This is a genomic window from Pseudoalteromonas sp. R86517, from assembly GCF_042466295.1.
GTDB classification, from domain to species: domain Bacteria; phylum Pseudomonadota; class Gammaproteobacteria; order Enterobacterales; family Alteromonadaceae; genus Pseudoalteromonas; species Pseudoalteromonas atlantica.
The window spans coordinates 2159841-2179742 of sequence record NZ_JAXHCB010000001.1 but is presented as its reverse complement, the minus strand read 5'-3'; the positions used below and the strand labels follow the sequence as shown (position 1 = coordinate 2179742).

Annotated in this window: 19 protein-coding genes and 1 tRNA gene; 11 read left to right on the top strand and 9 right to left on the bottom strand. The window is 40.8% G+C overall.

Features of this window, described 5'->3' with window-relative positions; all coding sequences use genetic code 11:
* Nucleotides 1–9: 9 nt before the first annotated feature.
* Together SJY38_RS09815 and SJY38_RS09810 are read right to left on the bottom strand one after the other, a co-directional pair.
* A complete protein-coding gene (locus SJY38_RS09815) occupies nucleotides 10–231 on the bottom strand; it encodes a DUF3820 family protein (protein WP_138577502.1) in 222 nt (73 codons plus the stop codon).
* Nucleotides 232–584: 353 nt separating this feature from the next.
* The gene (locus SJY38_RS09810; protein WP_377109669.1) at nucleotides 585–2210 is read right to left on the bottom strand and encodes a cation:proton antiporter; all 1626 of its coding nucleotides are present in this window, start codon (nucleotides 2208–2210) and stop codon (nucleotides 585–587) included.
* A gap of 266 nt (nucleotides 2211–2476) precedes the next feature.
* Here SJY38_RS09810 and SJY38_RS09805 point away from each other — a divergent pair, with 266 nt between their 5' ends.
* Together SJY38_RS09805 and SJY38_RS09800 are read left to right on the top strand one after the other, a co-directional pair.
* On the top strand, nucleotides 2477–3220 hold the full coding sequence (locus tag SJY38_RS09805; protein WP_004587355.1) for a sporulation protein: 744 nt from the start codon (nucleotides 2477–2479) through the stop codon (nucleotides 3218–3220).
* A gap of 58 nt (nucleotides 3221–3278) precedes the next feature.
* A complete protein-coding gene (locus SJY38_RS09800) occupies nucleotides 3279–3728 on the top strand; it encodes a GNAT family N-acetyltransferase (protein ID WP_377109668.1) in 450 nt (149 codons plus the stop codon).
* A 101-nt stretch (nucleotides 3729–3829) separates the two neighbouring features.
* Here the strand turns inward: SJY38_RS09800 and SJY38_RS09795 are convergent, their stop codons facing one another.
* The 6 genes from SJY38_RS09795 to SJY38_RS09770 form a co-directional block, all read right to left on the bottom strand.
* Entirely contained in the window at nucleotides 3830–5182 is a 1353-nt protein-coding gene (locus SJY38_RS09795) for a sodium-dependent transporter (RefSeq protein ID WP_377109667.1), read from the bottom strand.
* Between the two features lie 471 nt (nucleotides 5183–5653).
* On the bottom strand, nucleotides 5654–6946 hold the full coding sequence (locus SJY38_RS09790) for an ATP-binding protein (RefSeq protein WP_377109666.1): 1293 nt from the start codon (nucleotides 6944–6946) through the stop codon (nucleotides 5654–5656).
* A gap of 17 nt (nucleotides 6947–6963) precedes the next feature.
* Nucleotides 6964–7671: a response regulator transcription factor gene (locus SJY38_RS09785; protein WP_054982162.1), complete on the bottom strand. Its 708-nt coding sequence runs from the start codon at nucleotides 7669–7671 to the stop codon at nucleotides 6964–6966.
* Between the two features lie 196 nt (nucleotides 7672–7867).
* Nucleotides 7868–8251, bottom strand: a complete 384-nt coding sequence (locus SJY38_RS09780; protein ID WP_004587350.1) for a DUF3019 domain-containing protein — start codon at nucleotides 8249–8251, stop codon at nucleotides 7868–7870.
* Nucleotides 8241–9098 carry a MipA/OmpV family protein gene (locus SJY38_RS09775; RefSeq protein ID WP_004587349.1) on the bottom strand — a complete coding sequence of 286 codons (858 nt, stop codon included), beginning with the start codon at nucleotides 9096–9098 and terminating at the stop codon, nucleotides 8241–8243. The genes SJY38_RS09780 and SJY38_RS09775 overlap by 11 nt, the downstream gene beginning before the upstream one ends.
* Before the next feature lie 87 nt (nucleotides 9099–9185).
* Complete coding sequence (locus SJY38_RS09770; RefSeq protein ID WP_286741359.1) at nucleotides 9186–9989, bottom strand: hypothetical protein; 804 nt, start codon at nucleotides 9987–9989, stop codon at nucleotides 9186–9188.
* A gap of 136 nt (nucleotides 9990–10125) precedes the next feature.
* Between SJY38_RS09770 and SJY38_RS09765 the strand changes: the two genes are divergently transcribed.
* The gene (locus SJY38_RS09765; RefSeq protein ID WP_377110206.1) at nucleotides 10126–11250 is read left to right on the top strand and encodes a serine hydrolase domain-containing protein; all 1125 of its coding nucleotides are present in this window, start codon (nucleotides 10126–10128) and stop codon (nucleotides 11248–11250) included.
* Between the two features lie 134 nt (nucleotides 11251–11384).
* Here SJY38_RS09765 and yhbY read toward each other — a convergent pair whose 3' ends face one another.
* A complete protein-coding gene (yhbY, locus tag SJY38_RS09760; protein ID WP_004587346.1) occupies nucleotides 11385–11681 on the bottom strand; it encodes a ribosome assembly RNA-binding protein YhbY in 297 nt (98 codons plus the stop codon).
* A gap of 88 nt (nucleotides 11682–11769) precedes the next feature.
* Here yhbY and rlmE point away from each other — a divergent pair, with 88 nt between their 5' ends.
* From rlmE to SJY38_RS09720, 8 genes are all read left to right on the top strand, one after another.
* On the top strand, nucleotides 11770–12399 hold the full coding sequence (rlmE, locus tag SJY38_RS09755; protein WP_004587345.1) for a 23S rRNA (uridine(2552)-2'-O)-methyltransferase RlmE: 630 nt from the start codon (nucleotides 11770–11772) through the stop codon (nucleotides 12397–12399).
* 66 nt (nucleotides 12400–12465) lie between these two features.
* Entirely contained in the window at nucleotides 12466–14409 is a 1944-nt protein-coding gene (gene ftsH, locus SJY38_RS09750; RefSeq protein ID WP_377109665.1) for an ATP-dependent zinc metalloprotease FtsH, read from the top strand.
* Nucleotides 14410–14479: 70 nt separating this feature from the next.
* Nucleotides 14480–15325, top strand: coding sequence for a dihydropteroate synthase (gene folP / locus SJY38_RS09745; RefSeq protein ID WP_286740029.1), 846 nt, complete (start codon nucleotides 14480–14482; stop codon nucleotides 15323–15325).
* Nucleotides 15325–16665: a phosphoglucosamine mutase gene (gene glmM, locus SJY38_RS09740; RefSeq protein WP_288421504.1), complete on the top strand. Its 1341-nt coding sequence runs from the start codon at nucleotides 15325–15327 to the stop codon at nucleotides 16663–16665. Before folP ends, glmM begins: the two co-directional genes overlap by 1 nt.
* Before the next feature lie 80 nt (nucleotides 16666–16745).
* Nucleotides 16746–17495 (top strand): triose-phosphate isomerase, encoded by a 750-nt coding sequence (tpiA, locus tag SJY38_RS09735; RefSeq protein ID WP_055253015.1) that lies wholly within the window; start codon nucleotides 16746–16748, stop codon nucleotides 17493–17495.
* A gap of 1 nt (nucleotide 17496) precedes the next feature.
* Nucleotides 17497–17844, top strand: a complete 348-nt coding sequence (gene secG / locus SJY38_RS09730) for a preprotein translocase subunit SecG (RefSeq protein ID WP_004587340.1) — start codon at nucleotides 17497–17499, stop codon at nucleotides 17842–17844.
* Nucleotides 17845–17925: 81 nt separating this feature from the next.
* Nucleotides 17926–18010, top strand: a tRNA-Leu gene (locus tag SJY38_RS09725).
* A gap of 209 nt (nucleotides 18011–18219) precedes the next feature.
* A complete protein-coding gene (locus SJY38_RS09720) occupies nucleotides 18220–19845 on the top strand; it encodes a methyl-accepting chemotaxis protein (protein ID WP_024031841.1) in 1626 nt (541 codons plus the stop codon).
* Nucleotides 19846–19902: the final 57 nt, after the last annotated feature.

Sequence of the window (19902 nt, the reverse complement as noted above, 5' to 3'; positions counted from 1 at the left end):
AGTTCTCAATTATTTTTTATTTTTTTTAAGTAGGGGCATCAGCATTTGCTCAAGCCCGTTTAATTTAACCTCGTACATCATTGCAAGCTGCGCTCCGAGTTTACTTTCTGGAAACCCTTGCTGTTTAAACCACACTAGGTAGGGCTCTGGCAAAAGCAATAAGGGTCTGCCTGCGTATTTTCCAAAGGGCATAATTGTATTAATAGCGAGCTTGAGTTCGGCTGTATCCATAATAAGTCAGTAATTGATAAAACGTATAATAGTAATACTACTGCTTATTAATAATAAACGCATTAAATAGCGGCTGGGTAAGCGGGCAAGTAAACAGAAATAAAATAGGCTGTGACGGGCAAGAAACAGCCTATTGAACGAGGGAGTAGGCCCTCTGATTGAATAAATTTGTGTTGATAAATAAATACTTACCTTGCATTAATTAGCTGGAGTCTAATTATGCGACATAGGTGCGAAGGCGTTTATTTAAACAACACCGGTAGTTTATCTGTTTTTTTTACAGATAGAGAGAAGTAATGTAAAGGAATGTAAATAAAATGAGTTTTTAAACTAAAACTAATAAAAAAGCCTTATTAAAAATAAGGCGTTTTCATTTGGTTGTTTTTATTATTTAGTATAAAAGTGCTATTTTCGAATAGCTCTTGCTTTACGTGCTCGGCAAAACCACTTCCTGCTTCTAAATAAAAGTTATAGGTCGAGTTTACGCCCATTTGTTCAAGCTCTTTTTGTTGATCAGGGTAATTGGCGATAGCTGTTACTTGGCCGTTATAGCCTGAGGCTTGTAATTGCTCTAGTGCAAAAATATTTTGCATATGCTTTGGCATAGCTAACATGACCATTTCAACATGAGAGTGGTTAACGCGCTGCCAAAAGTCAGGGTCGGTGGCATCGGCAAGGAGTACCTTTCGATTGCGTTTAATATGTTTTTCTACCACCTCTGGTTTTATATCAATGCCCGCCACTACATTAGGGTGAGTCGCATTTATTGTTTCGTAAGCACCTGTACCTATGCGGCCCATACCAAATATAACGATTTTAGTGTCGTTTAAATTAACGGGTAACTCTTCAGCTAAGCGGGTTTTGCTTTCGAATTTTAATAGCCAGCGCTCAATTTTTACGTATAACTCGTTTGAGCGTTTATTAAGAGGCGATGCAATAACAAAGGTAATAGACACCGCAATAGCCATTACCGCCAGCCACTCTGAGGTGATCATGCCTGTAGAAGCTGCCACAGCACACACAATAAGGCCAAACTCACTAAAATTAGCAAGGCTAAATGCAGTGAGTAACGAGGTGCGCGCTCTGAGTTTAAAGGTATTCGTAAACACATAATAAAGTAAGGTTTTAACTGGCAGCACAAATATAAGGATTAACGCTACAATTAATGAATTAGCTGTAAGCTCTGCGTTTAAACCAATACTTAAGAAAAAACCGACCAGCAAAATATCTTTTAAATTAAGCAGCGATTTTGAAAGCTCTCCCGCCTTTTTATGTGGCGCAAACATCATCCCCATAATGAGCGCGCCTAAATCGCCTTTTAAACCTGCAAAATCAAATGCGTTATAACCGGCTACCAACGCAAAGAAAAAGCCAAATAACGGCAATAGCTCACCATGTTTAGAGCGGTTAAGCACTGCATACATAAGTGGGCGCACTAAAGGGAGTGCAATAATTAAAGCAAGAGCCCACATATTAGGTACTTTGCCGGTGCTAATGGCTAAAAATATAACCGCAAAAATATCCTGCATAACTAAAATGCCAATGGCTATTTTTCCGTGTAGGCTTGCCATTTCACCGCGCTCTTCAAGTACTTTTACCGCAAATACAGTGCTTGAAAAGCTTAGCGCAAACCCAACTAATAAAGCACTTTGCCAGCTTAAATCAACAAACATAGGCACAGCAAAAATACCTAGCAGTAACATAAAGCCACTAAATAATGCACTGCTAAAAATAATGTGTAGGGTAGCGGGTGCCCATACTTGGGGCTTGATTAAGCTGTTTACTTTAAGTTTTAAGCCAATACTAAATAAAAGAAGTGTTACACCCAGTGCCGCAATGGTATCGAGTAGTTCGGTGCTTTTATAGCCAGATAAATTTAATGCAAAACCGGCAAGTAAAAAGCCAATAAGGGGAGGAAGTTTTAATTGATAAACACCAAAGCCACAAACAAACGCGGCGGCAAAATAGATTAGTTCCATAATTCTTAATATCACTTCATTTGGGATTGCAGTGTAGCGAAAATTTTATACCATTGAAAATAAAAATAGCCCTAAAAATGAGCGCGTTTAATCAATTACTTGCCCAGATACGTATAAAAAATGCACATTAAACACGTATTTAATCGTAAATAGCATGTAAATAACATTTTTTCACTGACATTGGCTTTTAAATATGGTTAAGATGCTTTAACGAAGGAGTTTAAGCTTGAGCAACAAACTGAGCCGCTCAGCTTAAGGAGGTAGATATGTTTAAAAAGATTTTAGCGTCGGTAGGTATTGGCGCTGCAAAAGTAGATACAATTTTAGAAACTGAGCATCTTCAGCCAGGGCAACTTTTTAACGCTAATATCGTTATAACTGCAGGCGATGTGGCTCAAGAAATTGCTGGCCTTGATTTGTTTTTAATGACTCGCGTTAAAGTTGATGGCGAAGAAGGTGAGTACTTTACTAATCACGTAATTGATCAGTGGCGTATAACCGATATAGGCACTGTTGAGCCAGGTGAAGTTAAAAGCATTCCATTTGAAGCGCGCCTTCATCCAGAAACGCCAATTACTGAAATTAATGCCGGCTACAACCAATCACATGTATGGATTGAAACAGGTCTTGATATTGATTTAGCACTAGACCCAACAGATAAAGACCACTTGCATATTTACCCTAACGAAGCTGTTAAAACCTGTATGCAAGCAATGGATAAATTAGGGTTTAGTTTATTAAAAGCTGATGTTGAAAAAGGCCATTTACGTGCGCCCACTTTTCAGTCGGTATCGGGGTGTTATCAAGAGTTAGAGTACAAGCCTAATAGCCGCAGCTTATTTGGTATTCAAGAAATTGAATTATCGTTTGTACCAGAAGCACACAAAACGCATGTTTTAATTGAGCTGGATAGAGCATTTAGAGGCGATGGTTATGTTGATTTAACCATAGAGCACGACCATGTGAATTTATCGCAATTGTGCGACCAATTAGAGCGTTTGTTTGCCTAAGTGATGCGTAATTTAACTAAACCCAGCTTAGGCTGGGTTTTTTATTTTAGGATTTTATATGTCGTTTAAATGTGCGCATTTTGATGCGCTTGATACGCGTACTTTATTTACGATAATGCGCGGCCGTGTTGATGTATTTGTTGTAGAGCAAACGTGTCCTTACCCTGAACTAGATGAGGTAGACATTAACCCTAGTACTCAGCATTTATATGCAATTGCAGATAATAGTTTATTAGCTTATGCCCGCTGCTATGAAAAAAATGAGCAGTACAGCGCAATAGGCCGTGTACTGGTTTGCAAAAGTGAGCGAGGTAAAGGGCGGGCTACTGAGCTTGTAAATGCGGCCATAGCATGTTGTAAAAAGCAGTGGCCAGAGCGTCATATTTATATAGGCGCACAAACCTATTTATTAGCATTTTATCGCTCTTTTGACTTTACAGAAGTAGGGGAGCAATACCTAGAAGATGGCATCCCTCATCAAGATATGGTGTTAAATACACTAAGCTAATTTATTACGAGTAAATTTAAGCTATTAAAAAGCCCACTCAACGCGTGGGCTTTACTTAATTTAGAACTTAACCTGAACTCGGGTAAGTTAAAAATAACGTTTTAACTTAACACCGAATGTAAAAACACAGCACCAATAGCTATAGGGCACACAAACTTAGTGTATACAGGCCATACTTTCCAAAATAGTGTGTTATGAACCTCAGGGTTACCTTGCTGTATTGCTTTTAGTAGTGAGCCACGGTACCAAATCCAGCCAACAAAAATACAACACATTAAGCCAAGTAAAGGCTGAGCAACTTTAGTTGTTAGGGTGATCACTAAACCAAATAAGCTTCCTAAGTTACATACTATGGTAATGCTCACTGCGCTTATTAGCGCGCCAATTAGCCATGTTGCCTGCAGGCGGCTCATTGCAAAACGCTCCACAGTATACGATACCGGCGCCTCTAACATTGAAATAGAGGAGGTAAGTGCGGCTATACTCATTAGGGCAAAAAATGCAAAGCCTATAAATAAACCCACAGAGCCCATACCATCAAACAATGCTGGTAACACTTGAAACACCAGTGTGTCTTCAGAGAGAAGTTTGCCTGTAGATGAAAAAATTTCTACGCCTTGAGCTTGTGCGACATACATGGCTGGTATAATTAAAAGGCCCGCTACAAACGCGATAAACACATCTATTAATGTTACATATGCGCCTAGCGTGACTAGGTTTTCTTTTTTACTTATGTAAGAGCCATAAATAATCATCACGCTGGTGCCTAATGATAAAGAGAAAAACGCTTGCCCGAGTGCACTTACGAGTAAAGTTGCATCAAATATAGATGAAAAATCAGGCACTAAATAGGCTTTAAGCCCTTGTATAGCACCTTCTTGGGTCATAACGTAGGCAATTAGGGCAAATAAAATACCTAAAAGCGCAGGCATCAGACGCTTAGACCATTTTTCTATGCCGTTTTCTACGCCACGACTAATAATAGCCACGGTGAGTATAATAAATACCACTGTAAAAATGATGTTTCGTGTAAGTGATTGCTCACTTAACCACGCTGAAGCTTGGTTTGCACCAGCTAGTGTAGTGATAGGTTCAATTGTTGCGCTGAGCATCCAGCCTGCCACAATGGCATAAAAACTTAAAATAAAGCCTGCACATAAAATTCCGCCAAAACCCACGATAAAAGCAAAGCGCTTTTGCCACGCGTGTGATGTTATTTTTGTTAAAGAAGACACCGCATTAGCTTGTCCGTGGCGGCCAATTATAAGCTCAGCCATAAGTGCGGGGTATGCTAAAAAGAACGCGAGTACCAAATAAGCGACTAAAAAAGCGGCACCACCATTACTTGCTGTTTGGGTAGGAAACCCCCAAATATTACCTAAACCTACTGCAGAGCCTGCGGCGGCCATTATAAATCCAAAGCGAGAGCTAAACTCACCTCTAACTGCGCTCATATTGTTGTACTTCTCTATTTTTTGACGGCGCTGACAATCTACTGGAATTGCAAATAAATAAAAAGTACTTATTTGCCCAATTGTGACAATAATTATCGTCTGGTGTGTCTATCACGCGATGCATTTAATTAATGTTATCAACAGGTTTAGAATAAGGAGTTGATTTTGTGTAATAAATTTTAGGGCCTGTTTACCTTTCGAGGTTAAATTTGCAGCAGTCTGTTTGGTGTTTAGGCAAGGCAGAGCCTATGTAGTGTGGTTGTTCCCCATAAATAGGCGATAACGACGTATAAATGCCAAACAGGCGCTGCCCTAAGGGTTCTGCCTAGGGGCTATTTACTCTTTGTTACTCGGTTTTTACGTAGCCCACTAGGTTACAAACCTCGCGCCGCGATTAAACAGCCCCTAGATAGAACAAATTATAACCCTAAAAGGCCAACAGGCCCTAATTACAGTTGTGTAAATAATATTTTACGAATCGTGATGCTGGCCAATTTTAAGGGTAAAACACGCCCCTTGAAGCCGCGCACTTTTACTAACGCTTACACTGCCGTGATGCCAATCTGCCACTTTTGCAACAATGGCTAACCCTAAGCCATAACTTTTATCAGCACGGTTACGGTGGCTTTCTTCTCTAAAAAACGGGCTAAAAACGTTATTAAAGTTCTCTGGTGCGATACCTGGGCCATCATCTTCAACTGTAATATATAAATAATGCTCATCGCGCTTTGCACTGACATAGATAGTGTCTTTTGCAAAGTCGCAGGCATTGCCAATTAAATTACTAATAGCCCGAGCAAGCCAATGTAAGTCAGCAAAAACCATATCGTCACTACTGTTTAGTTGTATTTTAAGTTGGCTGGTTTCAACTTTAGGCGAAAGCTGAGTAAGTAAGTCTTCAAGATAGTGCGATAAATTAGTTTGCGAGTAGGTGAGCTGGTTGGCATTTTGCTCAAGGGTTGCAAAGGCTAAATAGCTTTTAAGCATCGATTCCATATGATCGAGATCTTTTTCCATACGCACAAGGTATTGCTTAACTTTAGGCATATCTGCGCTGTCGAGCGCAGCATCTAAGCCAAAGCGTAAACATGCGATAGGGGTTCTAATATCGTGCGATAAGCTCGACGCCATTAATTTGTTTTCCGCCACGAGCTTTTCTATTTGGCTAGCCATGCGGTTAAATGTAAGCTCAACATCTCTTATGTAGGTAAAGTGAGAGACCTTTATTCTCGCTTGTACATCACCTGCGGCAAACTTTTTAGCTGCATCGTTTAATACTGTTAAGCGTTTAGCAAGTGGGGCAATAATAAAGCCCATAAAAATGCAGAGCCCAGCATAAAACAACAAAGTTAAAATAATATCGTTGCGCTGATCTGTTTCAAAGCCTTTATCTAGGCGCATGGAAAGATGATAAGGCGACAATACTTCGCTACTGTAGAGCATATAAAAACCTTGCTGGTCTTCTAAAATAAGACCGCTTTGGGTATGCATTTGTAGTATTAATGACGGCGGCAGGGCTAGGGATTCATTATTTTTGTAATCAAGCTTTACATTAAAGTCGTTTGCCAATTGCTTTACATAAGCTGCGCGCTCTGAGGTCGCTACACTACTCAAATGTTTACTAAAGCCGTTGATCATTTGGCTTTGAAGGCTAAATTCATCATGCGGTGTTTGAGTTTGTTGGCTAAATGCATCGATTAGCCAGCCCAATACAACAATAGAAAGCAGCGCACTACCGAGTAGTGAAATGTAAAATTTTTTCATTTAAACCGCCACGGTTACTATTCCCACGCAGTGGCAACAAGTAAATAACCACGCCCCCAAATAGTTTTAATTTTTTCTGGGTTTTGCGGGTCATCATGAAACTTTTTGCGCAGCGCAGATATTAGTACATCAACACTTCTATCAAGCCCATCGTATTCACGGCCTTTGGTTGCTTTAAACACAGCATCACGCGAGACTACTTGGCCTGCATTACTGGCTAAATAGTGCAGTAGGAGGTACTCAGCACTAGAAATAGCCATATCTTGATTATTAAGCGTTACACTGCGTGATTGAGTATCAATACTGAGTGCGCCTACAGTAATCACACTCTCGTTAGTGGTTACTTTAGTCGGTTCGCTGGTAAGGCGCAGTGCTGCTTTTATACGGGCAAGTAATGCACGAGGGCGCACTGGCTTCATGATGTAATCACTCGCACCTACTTCTAAACCAATTACTTCATCCATTTCATCATCGCGGGCGGTCAGCATAATAATGGGCGCAGTGTAAAAGCTACGTAGCTCTCTGCACACACTTATACCGTCTTGGCCTGGCAACATAATGTCGAGCAACACTATGTTAGGGTTTAAGTTTTTTACCTGGCTTATTACTTCATCGCCGCGGTGGCAAACATGGGTGGTATAGCCTTGCTCGGTTAAGTACTCTGCAACCCATTGGGCTAAAGAGGTGTCATCTTCAACTAATAAAATAGTGCCGTAATTATCCATAAAGCTTCCTTAGTGCTAGTGGGTTGCCGTGTGTGGATTGAAACTCGCCCTTAAATAACCCTAAGGGCTGCATAGGTTTGGGATTTATGCTGCATTAGTGCCTATATAGGTAAACAACCACACTTTATAAGCGCTGACTTACTTAATTACCAAACACACATTGCTGTAAAATCAATCACGAAGGTCACACCTCTAATTAGAACAAGCGCCAGCGGCGTTTTTTTTGTCTATTTTGATAAACCCACTGCAGTTTAACCTCTGTTGTGGCAATAACTTGGGCTGTATTACTATCAAACAATTCAAAAGAAATACTTTGCTGGGAGTCGAAGGTATATTCAAATACGCCTTGTTGCTGCTTTAACCAGCATTGCATTATATATTTTGATGTTGCGTCTCTTAGGCAGTAATTACCAATAGTTGGTTGCTGCCAGCTAAGCGTTACATCAGCGTAGCAATTACGGCCCTCACGTAGTGCAACACAAGTGTCGGGCAGCGCAATTAATGGGGCCGTTTTATCTGTTGTTTTAGCAGATGAAATAGCAGGGAAGATCAATAATAAACAGATCCATCTAAAATACATAACGTAGGCCTACCTTGGCTTTATGTTGATACCCTTGAGAAATAATGGGGCTGTCGTCTATTTCTTTTGAAAACCACGTTGTTAACCAGCCAGACAAAAACACCCAATCTTGAGAAATAGGGTACTCAGCATGAAACTCAAACATAATACTGGTGCTGCCATTAGGGGTGTAAATAGGGCGATTAGCGGTGGCTTCGTCTGCATCTATACCAAAGTAATAGTTAGTAAAACTGCCCGAATAAGCGCTAATACCCACCCCAGATCTAAACTCCCAATTACGCCATGGCAAAATATGGCTAAAAAAGGTGTTAAACACCCAGCCATTATGTGTACCTGTAATATCATGTAAAAACTCAAACGAAATTTGCGAGTTTTCAAAGCGGCGCGTTAATCTTAGCCCAGCATCAAAATCGTAATTACGCGATTTTATACCCGCAAGCTCTTCTATTACACCGTGGTTGTAAAAACCTAAACCTTTGTCATCAAAGCCAGCCTGAGTATTGGTGCCTAATATATCCAAGCCCCAATCAAATTTATCTATAAGGCTGTAACCCACAACTAAGCCGCCGCTTAATTGGTTATGATCAAAGTCGAGATAAAAGTTTTCGTAGGAAATAGCCAGGCTTAAATCGAGTTCAATGCCATCGTCATAGGAATCAAGGCCAATTAGGTAAGAGTCTTCTACATAATAACCAGCCCCAGCGCTCCAATCCCACGCAAAGCCTTGGGTGGGCTCTAGCGTGTTATCAGCATAGTATCGATTGCTTGCCTGGCTTTGAAAGCTCAAAAAACTGGCGCAAAGCAATACGCTATTAATAAAAGTATGCTGTAAGAAAGCGTTTTTCATCCCTGGGGACCTAATTATTATTTGTTATTAAGCGTATTATATTGGTAAGTGAATCCTTGAATCTGTAAAAAAATGTAGTTTTTCACGTTATTGCACTTTTATTTTGTCAATTAAAATACTGCTTAAGTAATATTGCATCATAGGCGTTAAGGCACTCACCTCTGTACGCGTACATGGGCCTTGTAGTTTAGTTAAGCTGCTTAATTTAGTAATGGTTTTAAAGGGCGGTACAGTTACTTCCTTACCTGCGCGCGCTATACGGGCTTGCTCGGTATTTTGTTGATGTACAAATGTTGCCACTTCTAACTCATTAGTAATTTTTTGCTCTTGGGCAAAGCTAAACAATAAAGGCTCACGGTGGAAGCTTGCGCTGTCTATTGATGATTTTGCAAACCACACCACATCGCCAGAGGCGCGGTGCGTAATGCGCATGCTCACTTGCGCTAGTATGGTGGCGCATTGTTGAGTAGGGTATTGATGCGCTACTTTGGCAAATAAAGGGTACGGGTTTTCAGGTTGAGTTAACGCATATTTTGTATCGTCAGTAAATGCTAAATCTAACTGATGAATAGCTAACGTGTAGTCACTGTTTTTACTATCAATCACTTCTAAGCCTTTATCGTTCAAGGCTTGGGTTATTTGCTTTAATAGCGTGTCAGTTACGCTTGCTTTATCGGTTGTAATACGCACTGTTTGGCCGCGTGTTACTTTGTGCGCCGGTAACTGTACAGACTTAACTTTTGGCGATGCGTGCTCTGTTTTGTACTCAAGCTGGTAAGTTTCGCTCTTTAATGTTGGCTTTAACGGTAAAGCCAAAGGCTCGGCCGGCTGTTTGGTAATTGCACAACCTGCTGATAATAATATAAAAAGTGATACAACTATAAAACGCATAAATACTTAACATCCACTTAAAAAGCCAATAATCGCAACATTGTACGTTAGTCCTATCAAAACTTCATGATATTATGCACATAGATGTAGTTAAAAAAGAATAAATTTGTAACGAATGAAGTATCTCACTAATTTTATGTATGTTTGGGTCGCTATTTGTCTATCTTTACCGCTTCAGGCAATAGCTAAAGCAGACTCAAGCTGGGATGGATTCGTAAAACAGTATGGACGCTACGCAGAAAAAAAACTCAACAGTAAAGGTATTCCTGGCGCTGCGCTTTCGATAGTGAGTATTGGTAACGCTGATTATATCCACACCATGGGCCGCACTAAGGCAAGAAGTGGCACACAGGTTAACCGCCACACCCGCTTTAGGTTAGCTTCTGTGTCAAAAACATTTGCAGGGTCGTTAACTGCAAAGCTTGCAAGTGAAGGGGTAATAGATTTATTTAAACCGGTAAGTGAGTATATACCTGCCTTTAAAGGCACGGTTTATAAAGATAATTTAAAAGTGTTTCACTTATTAAGCCACTCCAGCGGTTTGGTTCCTAATGCGTATGACAATTTAATCGAATCAAGAATGAATTACCCCGATATTGTCGAAAAGCTATTAACAGTAAAGCCCATTTGCGAACCAGGCCAATGCTATGGCTATCAAAATGTGATGTTTAGTTTAATTGATGATGTCATTTACAGCAGTACCAATAAAAAATATGACCAGTGGCTGCAAGAGGGAATTTTTACACCATTAAAAATGAGCGATACCAGCTTAGGCTACGATGCAATGGTGCAGGATAAAAATTATGCGCTGCCGCACGTTAGAGGCAAAAAACGTTGGTACACAGCCAAGCTGAAAAAAAACTATTATAAAGTCGGCCCTGCTGCGGGCGTAAATGCAAGTGCCACCGATATGGCAAAATGGTTAAATGCGCAATTAGGGCAAAACCTAGATGTACTTTCTTTAGATGCACTTGCTACACAAACACGTCCTTATACACTTACAAAAAAAGAGCGTTATAGACGAGTATGGAAAAAGGAATTAGAACAAGCTTATTATGGATTAGGCTGGCGTGTTTATAACTATAACGATGAAACGCTTTATTATCATAGTGGCTGGGTGCAAGGCTATCGCAGTGACTTAGTGGTTATACCGCATTTAAATGTGGGTTTTAGCTTGATTGTTAACGCGGAAACAGGCGTGATAAATGAATTAACTACTGAATTTTTAGACCGTTTATTAAAATACAAACGCACTAAATAAAACAGGCCTAAAATTGCCTAAAAAGCGCCGTGCTTTAAATTTATTGTTTAAAGGTAAAAAGCATAAATAAGTACATATAATAAAAAAACCAGCTTAATGCTGGTTTTTTATAAAAAGCTCACTGCACAATTAACTTATGCGCGTGGTAATTGAATCTTTTTTTCTGCACTTTGACGATACAATACAACAGTGTGACCTATTGTTTGTAGCTTAGTAGCGCCGGTTTCACGAACGATTGCATCAAAAATAAGTGCTTTTGTTTCACGATCGTCAGTAGGTACTTTTACTTTAATCAATTCGTGAATTTCTAATGCACTTTGAATTTCCACTACTACGCCCTCGGTTAAACCGTTAGAACCTAGTAAAACTACAGGCTTAAGGCTATGCGCCTGACCTTTTAAAAACTGCTTTTGTTTGTTTGATAATGTCATGTTTATACAAATTTTGCTGAATATGGCTTGAATTAAGGGTATTCTAACGCCATCTAAAGAATATTACTAATTAGTTGCGTGTTAATTTATGACAAATAAAAAACATTCAGCCAGTTCAAAGCGATGGCTGAAAGAACATTTTGATGATCAATATGTTCAGCAAGCGCAAAAAAAAGGCTGGCGTTCTCGAGCTGTTTTCAAATTAGATGAGATCCAAAATAAAGATAAACTGCTTCGCCCTGGTATGACCGTTGTTGATTTAGGTGCTGCACCTGGCAGCTGGTCACAATACTTAGCCGAGAAAGTATCTGATAAAGGTCAGGTTGTTGCGTGTGACATATTACCTATGGACTCACTTGCGGGGGTTGACTTTTTACAAGGCGATTTTCGTGAAGAAGCCGTACTTGATGCATTGTTAAAACGCATTGATGGTAAAAATGTTGATGTGGTACTCTCTGACATGGCGCCAAATATGAGCGGTAATAACTCGGTAGATCAAGCGGGTAGCATGTATTTGGTAGAATTAGCACTTGATATGTGTCATCAAGTATTAAAGAAAAATGGTGCATTTGTTGTTAAAGTGTTTCAAGGTGAAGGCTTTGATCAATACTTGCAAGACGTTCGTAATAGTTTTAAAGCAGTGAAAATACGCAAACCTGATGCCTCACGTGCCCGTTCTCGGGAAGTATATATAGTAGCGACCGGCTACAAACTGTAGTACAGTTGCTTGGCGTTTAGTTGAATTTAAATTAATTGGATACAAGAGGTTAACCCCTTGAGCGATATGGCGAAAAATCTAATACTCTGGCTGGTTATTGCAGTTGTGCTAATGTCAGTATTTCAGAGCTTTAATGGCGGCGATCAAGTTGATCGTCAAACAAGTTACACTCAATTTGTAAAAGACGTGCGTAGCGGCTCTTTACAAGAAGTTATTATTGACCGTGGAACGGGTAATATTACAGGTACTAAAAGCAGTGGTGAGCGTTTTCAAACCACAATGCCAATGTACGATGAAGATTTAATTAATGATTTACTTAAAAATGATGTAAATGTGAAAGGCGTTCAGCCTGAAGAACAATCGTTTTTAGCAAGTATTTTTATCTCTTGGTTCCCAATGTTGCTGCTTATAGGGGTATGGATATTCTTCATGCGTCAAATGCAAGGCGGTGGCGGTAAAGGCGCAATGTCGTTTGGTAAAAGCAAAGCGCGCCTGATGAGCGAAGACCAAGTTAAAACAACTTTTGCTGATGTAGCAGGTTGTGATGAAGCAAAAGACGACGTAACAGAGTTAGTAGACTTTTTACGTGACCCTTCTAAGTTCCAAAAACTTGGTGGTAGTATTCCTAAGGGCGTACTAATGGTGGGTCCTCCTGGTACGGGTAAAACATTACTTGCAAAAGCCGTAGCCGGTGAAGCAAAAGTACCGTTTTTCACCATTTCAGGTTCTGACTTTGTTGAAATGTTTGTTGGTGTGGGCGCATCGCGTGTACGTGACATGTTTGAGCAAGCTAAAAAGGCTGCACCCTGTATTATCTTTATAGATGAGATTGATGCTGTAGGTCGTAAGCGTGGCGCTGGCATGGGCGGTGGACACGACGAACGTGAACAAACACTAAACCAAATGCTAGTCGAAATGGATGGTTTTGAAGGTAATGAAGGTATTATCGTTATAGCGGCTACTAACCGCCCTGACGTACTAGACCCTGCATTACTTCGTCCTGGTCGTTTTGACCGTCAAGTAGTGGTTGGCTTGCCTGATATTCGCGGCCGTGAGCAAATTCTTAAAGTACATATGCGTAAAGTGCCATTAGGCGATAACGTAGAAGCGGCAGTTATTGCACGTGGTACGCCTGGTTTCTCTGGTGCTGATTTAGCAAATCTTGTAAACGAAGCTGCACTTTATGCCGCACGTGGTAATAAACGTGTTGTAAGTATGACTGAATTTGATGCTGCTAAAGATAAAATCATGATGGGTGCAGAGCGCAAGACCATGGTGATGAGTGAGCAAGAGAAAGAAATGACGGCTTACCATGAAGCGGGCCATGCTATTGTTGGTCGTATGGTGCCAGAGCACGACCCAGTTTATAAAGTGTCGATTATTCCACGTGGCCGTGCCCTTGGTGTAACTATGTACCTGCCTGAACAGGACCGTGTTAGCCATTCTAAAGAGCTTTTAGAGTCAATGATTTCAAGCCTTTACGGTGGCCGAATTGCTGAAGCACTTATTTATGGCGAAGACAAAGTAACAACGGGTGCGAGTAACGACATTGAGCGTGCAACAGATATTGCACGTAAAATGGTAACGCAGTGGGGCTTGAGTGAAAAACTAGGTCCGTTACTTTACGCTGAAGATCAAAACGAGATGTACATGGGTGGCGGCGGTGGTCGCGCAATGAGCATGTCTGATGAAACAGCTAAAGTAATTGATGCCGAAGTACGCTTATTCTCAGACCGTAATTATCAAAGAGCAGAAGATATATTAAAAGAAAATATTGATATTCTTCATGCGATGAAAGATGCATTAATGAAATACGAAACAATTGATGCTAAACAAATTGATGATTTAATGGCGCGTCAGCCTGTGCGTGAACCACGTGATGCACACGACCGTTTAGACGATAAGCCAACTAAAACAGTCGCACCTCAAGAAAAGCCGGTTGATGAAAGCCAAAAACCGGATGATTCATCGAAAAAAGATGAAACAAACCTTGATGATAAAGCTGAATAATCGTTAAAATAATACTTTAAAAGCCCCGTACTTCGGGGCTTTTTTGTATCAAATAACTAAAAGGTTGGCGATGACTAACATAATAAACCTTCCCCGTGGGCGTAAACTTAATTTAGAAAAACCATGTGTGATGGGTATTTTAAATGTGACCCCAGATTCATTTTCTGATGGTGGAAAGTTTTTAGATACAGCGCACGCGGTGCAACAGGCAATGCAGTTGTTAGACGAGGGTGCGACTATCATTGATATTGGCGGGGAGTCTACACGTCCAGGCGCGCCAGATGTTAATTTACACGATGAACTTAATCGTGTGATACCTGCAATAAAAGCCATTAGAGCTAAAAGTGACTGCGTTATATCGGTAGATACCAGTAAAGCACAGGTCATGGAGCAGGCGATTTTAGCAGGTGCTGATATAGTTAACGACGTACGTGCATTACAAGAGCCCCACGCACTTAGCACACTCGCTAAGTATCCCGATGTAGCAATTTGTTTGATGCATATGCAAGGGCAGCCACGGACAATGCAAAGTGAACCCACTTATACTGACTTGCTAACGCAAATTAACCTCTTTTTTGAGCAGCGTATAAGCGCATGCGAAACAGCGGGTATTAAGGTGGATCAACTTATCCTCGACCCAGGTTTTGGCTTTGGCAAAACCCTAGAGCATAATTTTGAAATACTTGCTAAATTTAATGCATTTAATAAATTTGAACTACCGCTTTTAGCAGGTCTTTCACGCAAGTCGATGATAGGTAATTTGCTAAACAGAAAAACAGATGAGCGATTAGCGGGCAGCTTAGCCGGTGCGCTAATTGCCGCGCAAAATGGCGCAAAAATTATTCGTGTACACGATGTAAAAGAAACAGCAGATGTGCTTGGTGTACTCCAAGCTTGCGAAAAAGGAGCTTTATAATGAGCGAAAGAAAATATTTTGGTACCGATGGGGTACGTGGTTTAGTGGGCACAGCTCCAATTAACCCTGAGTTTGCAATGAAATTAGGCTGGGCCGCAGGTCGAGTTTTGTCTCTAAGTGGAACAAAAAAAGTAATTATAGGTAAAGATACCCGTATTTCAGGTTACATGCTAGAAACCGCGCTTGAAGCTGGTTTAATTGCCGCAGGAATAGATGTCGTACTGCTTGGGCCAATGCCCACGCCCGCTGTAGCATATTTAGCGCAAACGTTTAGAGCCGAAGCAGGTATTGTAATTAGTGCATCGCATAACCCTTACTATGATAACGGGATTAAGTTTTTTAATGGCCAAGGCTTAAAACTGGATGACGACGTTGAGCTACAAATTGAAGCGATGCTTGATGAACCAATGACCTGTGTTGCCTCAGATAAACTTGGTAAAGCCTCGCGCTTAGTAAGTGCTGATGGGCGCTATATTGAATTTTGTAAAAGCCAATTTCCACAAGGCTTATCACTTGAAGGTTTAAAAGTTGTACTAGATTGTGCCAATGGCGCCACCTACCATATTGCACCGTCGGTAATGCGTGAGCTAGGCGCTGAAGTGATTACTCATGCATGTGAGCCTAATGGGGTGAATATAAACCATGAATGTGGTGCTACACACGTTGATACGTTAAAGCGCAAAGTGCTAGAGCATAAAGCCGATGTGGGTATTGCTTACGATGGTGATGGTGATCGCGTAATGATGGTTGATCATAACGGTCGCGTATTTGACGGTGATGACTTAGTTTACATTATTGCCTGCCAAGCGGCTGAAGATCATATGCTAGGTGGTGGTGTTGTTGGCACGGTTATGTCGAACATGGGGCTTGAAAATGCATTAAAAGCAAAAGGAATTGAATTTGCGCGCAGTAAAGTTGGCGACCGTTATGTAATGGAAATGCTGCAGCAAAAAGGGTGGAGAATTGGCGGTGAAAGCTCAGGCCATGTATTAAACCTTGATTTAATCACCACGGGCGATGGTATCATTTCAAGCCTTCAGGTATTGGCTGCAATGGTGGCTCAAAATCGCACATTACAAGATTTAGGGGCTGGTTTTACAAAGTACCCAATGAAAATGATTAATGTACGTTACACACCTGGCACAGACCCTACACAAGCACCAGAAGTAAAAGATGCGGTTGCGCAAGTAGAGCAAGCTTTAGGCGAAAAAGGCCGTGTTTTACTCCGTAAATCAGGCACTGAACCGGTAGTACGTGTTATGGTTGAAGCCGAACAAGAAAAAATAGTCATAGACAGTGCGCAAAAAATTGCAGCAGTTGTCGAATCTATGAGCAAATAAACTGATTGAGAACAATAACCTCTTGTAACTTAGGGCGAGAAAAGTTAATATCTCGCCCGCTTTCTAATCTGGAGTGGAAAATGGCAATACGTAAGGCAATGGTCGCGGGAAACTGGAAAATGAATGGCTCTTTAGAGCTTGTCACTCAACTGTCTGATGCCATTAACAGTGTTAAATCAAATGAGATAGACATTGTTTTATTTCCTCCATTTCCATTAGTATCAGCACTGGTTGACAGTGGTGTTACCACGGGTACTCAAACGCTAAGTGAAAATACCCCAGGCGCCTTTACCGGTGAAGTGGATGCTCAGCTTATTAAAGATTTAGGTGCTAAGTACGTACTCGTAGGTCATTCAGAGCGACGCAGTATTTACAAAGAAAGCAATGCAACCGTAGCCGCAAAATTTGCCCGTGCACAGCAAGTAGGACTAACACCTATCTTGTGTATTGGCGAAAGCGAGAGCGAACAAGAAAACGGTCAAACCGAACATGTGGTTGCTGCACAAATTGATGCAGTAATTGAGAAATTAGGTGTAGCAGCACTGAAAGATTCTGTGATAGCATACGAGCCCGTTTGGGCCATAGGCACAGGTAAGACTGCATCGCCAGAACAGGCACAAGCTGTTCATAAATTTATCCGTGACAAAATTGCATCATTAGATAGCGATTTAGCACAAGGGCTTACCATCTTGTATGGTGGTAGCGTTAACGAAAAAAATAGCGAATTATTATTTGCACAACCAGATATAGACGGCGGCCTTATTGGCGGTGCTAGTCTAAAAGCAGATTCGTTCACTGCAATCTGTAACAGTGCAAAAGGGACCGTATAAGATGTACGAAATTTTATTAGTAGTTTATTTAGTTGTTGCTTTAGCTTTAGTTGGTATGGTTTTAATCCAGCAAGGTAAAGGCGCAGACATGGGTTCTTCATTTGGCGCCGGTGCTTCGGGCACAGTTTTTGGCTCATCAGGTGCAGGTAACTTCATGACCAAAACAACAACAAGCTTAGCAACAGTGTTTTTTGTTTTAAGTATTGTGTTAGGTAACTTAACTGCCGGTCAAATTAAAAAGACCGATGAGTGGGAAAACCTTGAAGCAGCACCTGCAGTAGAAACTGTAGCGCCAGCAGAAGAAGACGTACCTGTTACTCAACAGCAGAGCTCTGACGTACCAAACTAATTTAGTGTAAAGCTAACGTTAAACGACTTATACTCCTCAAGTAAGTCAATAAGTTTAACAGCTAAGCGAAAGCTTAAAAATGCGGATGTGGTGGAATTGGTAGACACGCTACCTTGAGGGGGTAGTGCTTTCGGGCGTGGGGGTTCAAGTCCCCCCATCCGCACCAAATTATAAAACCAGTAGCAGCAATGCTACTGGTTTTTTTATGGGAAATTCTCCAGTTGCTCACTTATTAATCGTTCAATCCTTTTTGCGTTTATTAGTTGTTTAAAACTCGCTGTATTTGTAAAAAAAACTAGAAATATTACAAATTTAGTTAACACTTATAGGTAATAAGCCGATAATAGATATAGACAATAAAATAAGGTATACACAATGGCTTCAGGCTTCTCTTTTCAAAACCTCAGCATAAGTAAAAAAATACATGCGATTACCAGCATTGCGGTTGTAGCATTTTTAGCAATCGTTTTGATTAATTACTTTGCAATGAATGACAATAGAATCGCACTTGATGAAATGGAAAAGTCTTCATATCAGGTTGTTAAGTTAACTTCAGCAAATGTAAGTCTTTTAGAAAAGCTCGATGAGCTTTATACGCAAGCAGTTACATTTGGTGAGCAGGAGTTAGTAGAGAAAGCAGCAGACACATACAATGCACTAAGCAACAACATAAATGCGGTTGAGCAAATAAACGCTTCGTATATTCATAGTGACACGAAAGTTCAGTTAGCAAATTACGAAAAAATATCAGCCAGTATTGCCAATGGCATGGTAAATGGAACAGCTGACTTCAGTAAAATTCAGCAACAAGCACAAAGAAAAACAGCACTGTATAATGATGTGCTTGAAAAGTTTAAAACCGCTCAAGCAAAAGCGGACGATCGCTTTTTTGAGTTAGTTGCAAGTACTAAAGAGCGTTCTGATCACGCACTAACACTTATGTTGGTGGTATCTATTGTTTCGTTAATTTTACTGCTATTTATGGCTATTTGGATTGCTAAACGTATTGCTGCCTCTGCAAGTGATGCCGCTAATAACCTGAGTCTGCTCGCAAACGGTAAAGGGTCGCTGAGCACTAATCTGAGCGTAAATTCAGAGGATGAAATTGGTCAAGTATCAATTAACTTCAACTCCTTCATCGCTTTGCTGAAAAAAACAGTACTTGAAGTAATCGCGGTATGTGAGCCACTAATGGAGAACTCAACTCGCTTAGTGCAAGGAATGGAGCAGGCTGAACGCGCAACCACAAAGCAAACAACAGAGGCTGAGGTGGTTAAACAGTCTATGGAAGAGATGAAGCAAAGCGTGGGTGATATTTCTCAATCGGCGGCAAGTGCATCAAATGCAGCGCAAACCGCAGAAAAAGAGGTAGAACAAAGCAGAACTCAAGTTCAAATGTCAGTCACCGCCTCACGTACATTAAGTGATGAAATAAATCAAGCCGCCTCAACCATCAATAAGTTAGCTGATGATACAAAAAATGTGTCTCAAATTCTTAATGTGATTACATCTATTGCTGAGCAAACTAATTTATTAGCTTTAAATGCTGCTATCGAAGCGGCTCGTGCAGGTGAGCACGGTAGAGGCTTTGCCGTGGTTGCTGATGAAGTAAGAGAGCTTGCATCACGTACAGCACATTCAACGAATGAAATTCGTGAGTTACTAAGCACCTTGACTGAGGCTGCAAATGAGTCTGTGACGGCGATGACATCAGCGCGAGATATGGCCACAGATAACGCAACAGCCGCAGAGAAAACTGGCGTTTCGATAGAAAAAATTGCAGAGCAAATGTTAGAAATAAATGGTATGAACTCACAAATCGCCGCTGCAACAGAAGAGCAAACATCGGTTGCTGCGATGGTTGTAGAAAATGTGACGAATATGCATGAATCGTTTGAAGACACCATGGACTCACTCGCGGCGGTAAGGGATGTAGCGAAAAACCTACACTACCTTTCAGATAACCTTCTAGATGCCACCGCGAAGTTTAAAATTGAGTAATATTACCTGTAATAATACTTAATCATTTTAGAGGCTAAGCTAGGCGCTCGCTGCATA

Bases quoted from the DNA above. Each gene is read 5' to 3' on its own strand.
- yhbY (WP_004587346.1), bottom strand. From the start codon at position 11,681: ATGACATTATCAAACAAACAAAAGCAGTTTTTAAAAGGTCAGGCGCAT.
- tpiA (WP_055253015.1), top strand. From the start codon at position 16,746: ATGGCAATACGTAAGGCAATGGTCGCGGGAAACTGGAAAATGAATGGC.
- SJY38_RS09770 (WP_286741359.1), bottom strand. From the start codon at position 9,989: ATGCGTTTTATAGTTGTATCACTTTTTATATTATTATCAGCAGGTTGT.
- SJY38_RS09780 (WP_004587350.1), bottom strand. From the start codon at position 8,251: ATGTATTTTAGATGGATCTGTTTATTATTGATCTTCCCTGCTATTTCA.
- SJY38_RS09765 (WP_377110206.1), top strand. From the start codon at position 10,126: ATGTATGTTTGGGTCGCTATTTGTCTATCTTTACCGCTTCAGGCAATA.
- ftsH (WP_377109665.1), top strand. From the start codon at position 12,466: ATGGCGAAAAATCTAATACTCTGGCTGGTTATTGCAGTTGTGCTAATG.
- SJY38_RS09800 (WP_377109668.1), top strand. From the start codon at position 3,279: ATGTCGTTTAAATGTGCGCATTTTGATGCGCTTGATACGCGTACTTTA.
- glmM (WP_288421504.1), top strand. From the start codon at position 15,325: ATGAGCGAAAGAAAATATTTTGGTACCGATGGGGTACGTGGTTTAGTG.
- SJY38_RS09775 (WP_004587349.1), bottom strand. From the start codon at position 9,098: ATGAAAAACGCTTTCTTACAGCATACTTTTATTAATAGCGTATTGCTT.
- folP (WP_286740029.1), top strand. From the start codon at position 14,480: ATGACTAACATAATAAACCTTCCCCGTGGGCGTAAACTTAATTTAGAA.
- SJY38_RS09720 (WP_024031841.1), top strand. From the start codon at position 18,220: ATGGCTTCAGGCTTCTCTTTTCAAAACCTCAGCATAAGTAAAAAAATA.
- SJY38_RS09795 (WP_377109667.1), bottom strand. From the start codon at position 5,182: ATGAGCGCAGTTAGAGGTGAGTTTAGCTCTCGCTTTGGATTTATAATG.
- SJY38_RS09815 (WP_138577502.1), bottom strand. From the start codon at position 231: ATGGATACAGCCGAACTCAAGCTCGCTATTAATACAATTATGCCCTTT.
- secG (WP_004587340.1), top strand. From the start codon at position 17,497: ATGTACGAAATTTTATTAGTAGTTTATTTAGTTGTTGCTTTAGCTTTA.
- SJY38_RS09785 (WP_054982162.1), bottom strand. From the start codon at position 7,671: ATGGATAATTACGGCACTATTTTATTAGTTGAAGATGACACCTCTTTA.
- rlmE (WP_004587345.1), top strand. From the start codon at position 11,770: ATGACAAATAAAAAACATTCAGCCAGTTCAAAGCGATGGCTGAAAGAA.
- SJY38_RS09810 (WP_377109669.1), bottom strand. From the start codon at position 2,210: ATGGAACTAATCTATTTTGCCGCCGCGTTTGTTTGTGGCTTTGGTGTT.
- SJY38_RS09790 (WP_377109666.1), bottom strand. From the start codon at position 6,946: ATGAAAAAATTTTACATTTCACTACTCGGTAGTGCGCTGCTTTCTATT.
- SJY38_RS09805 (WP_004587355.1), top strand. From the start codon at position 2,477: ATGTTTAAAAAGATTTTAGCGTCGGTAGGTATTGGCGCTGCAAAAGTA.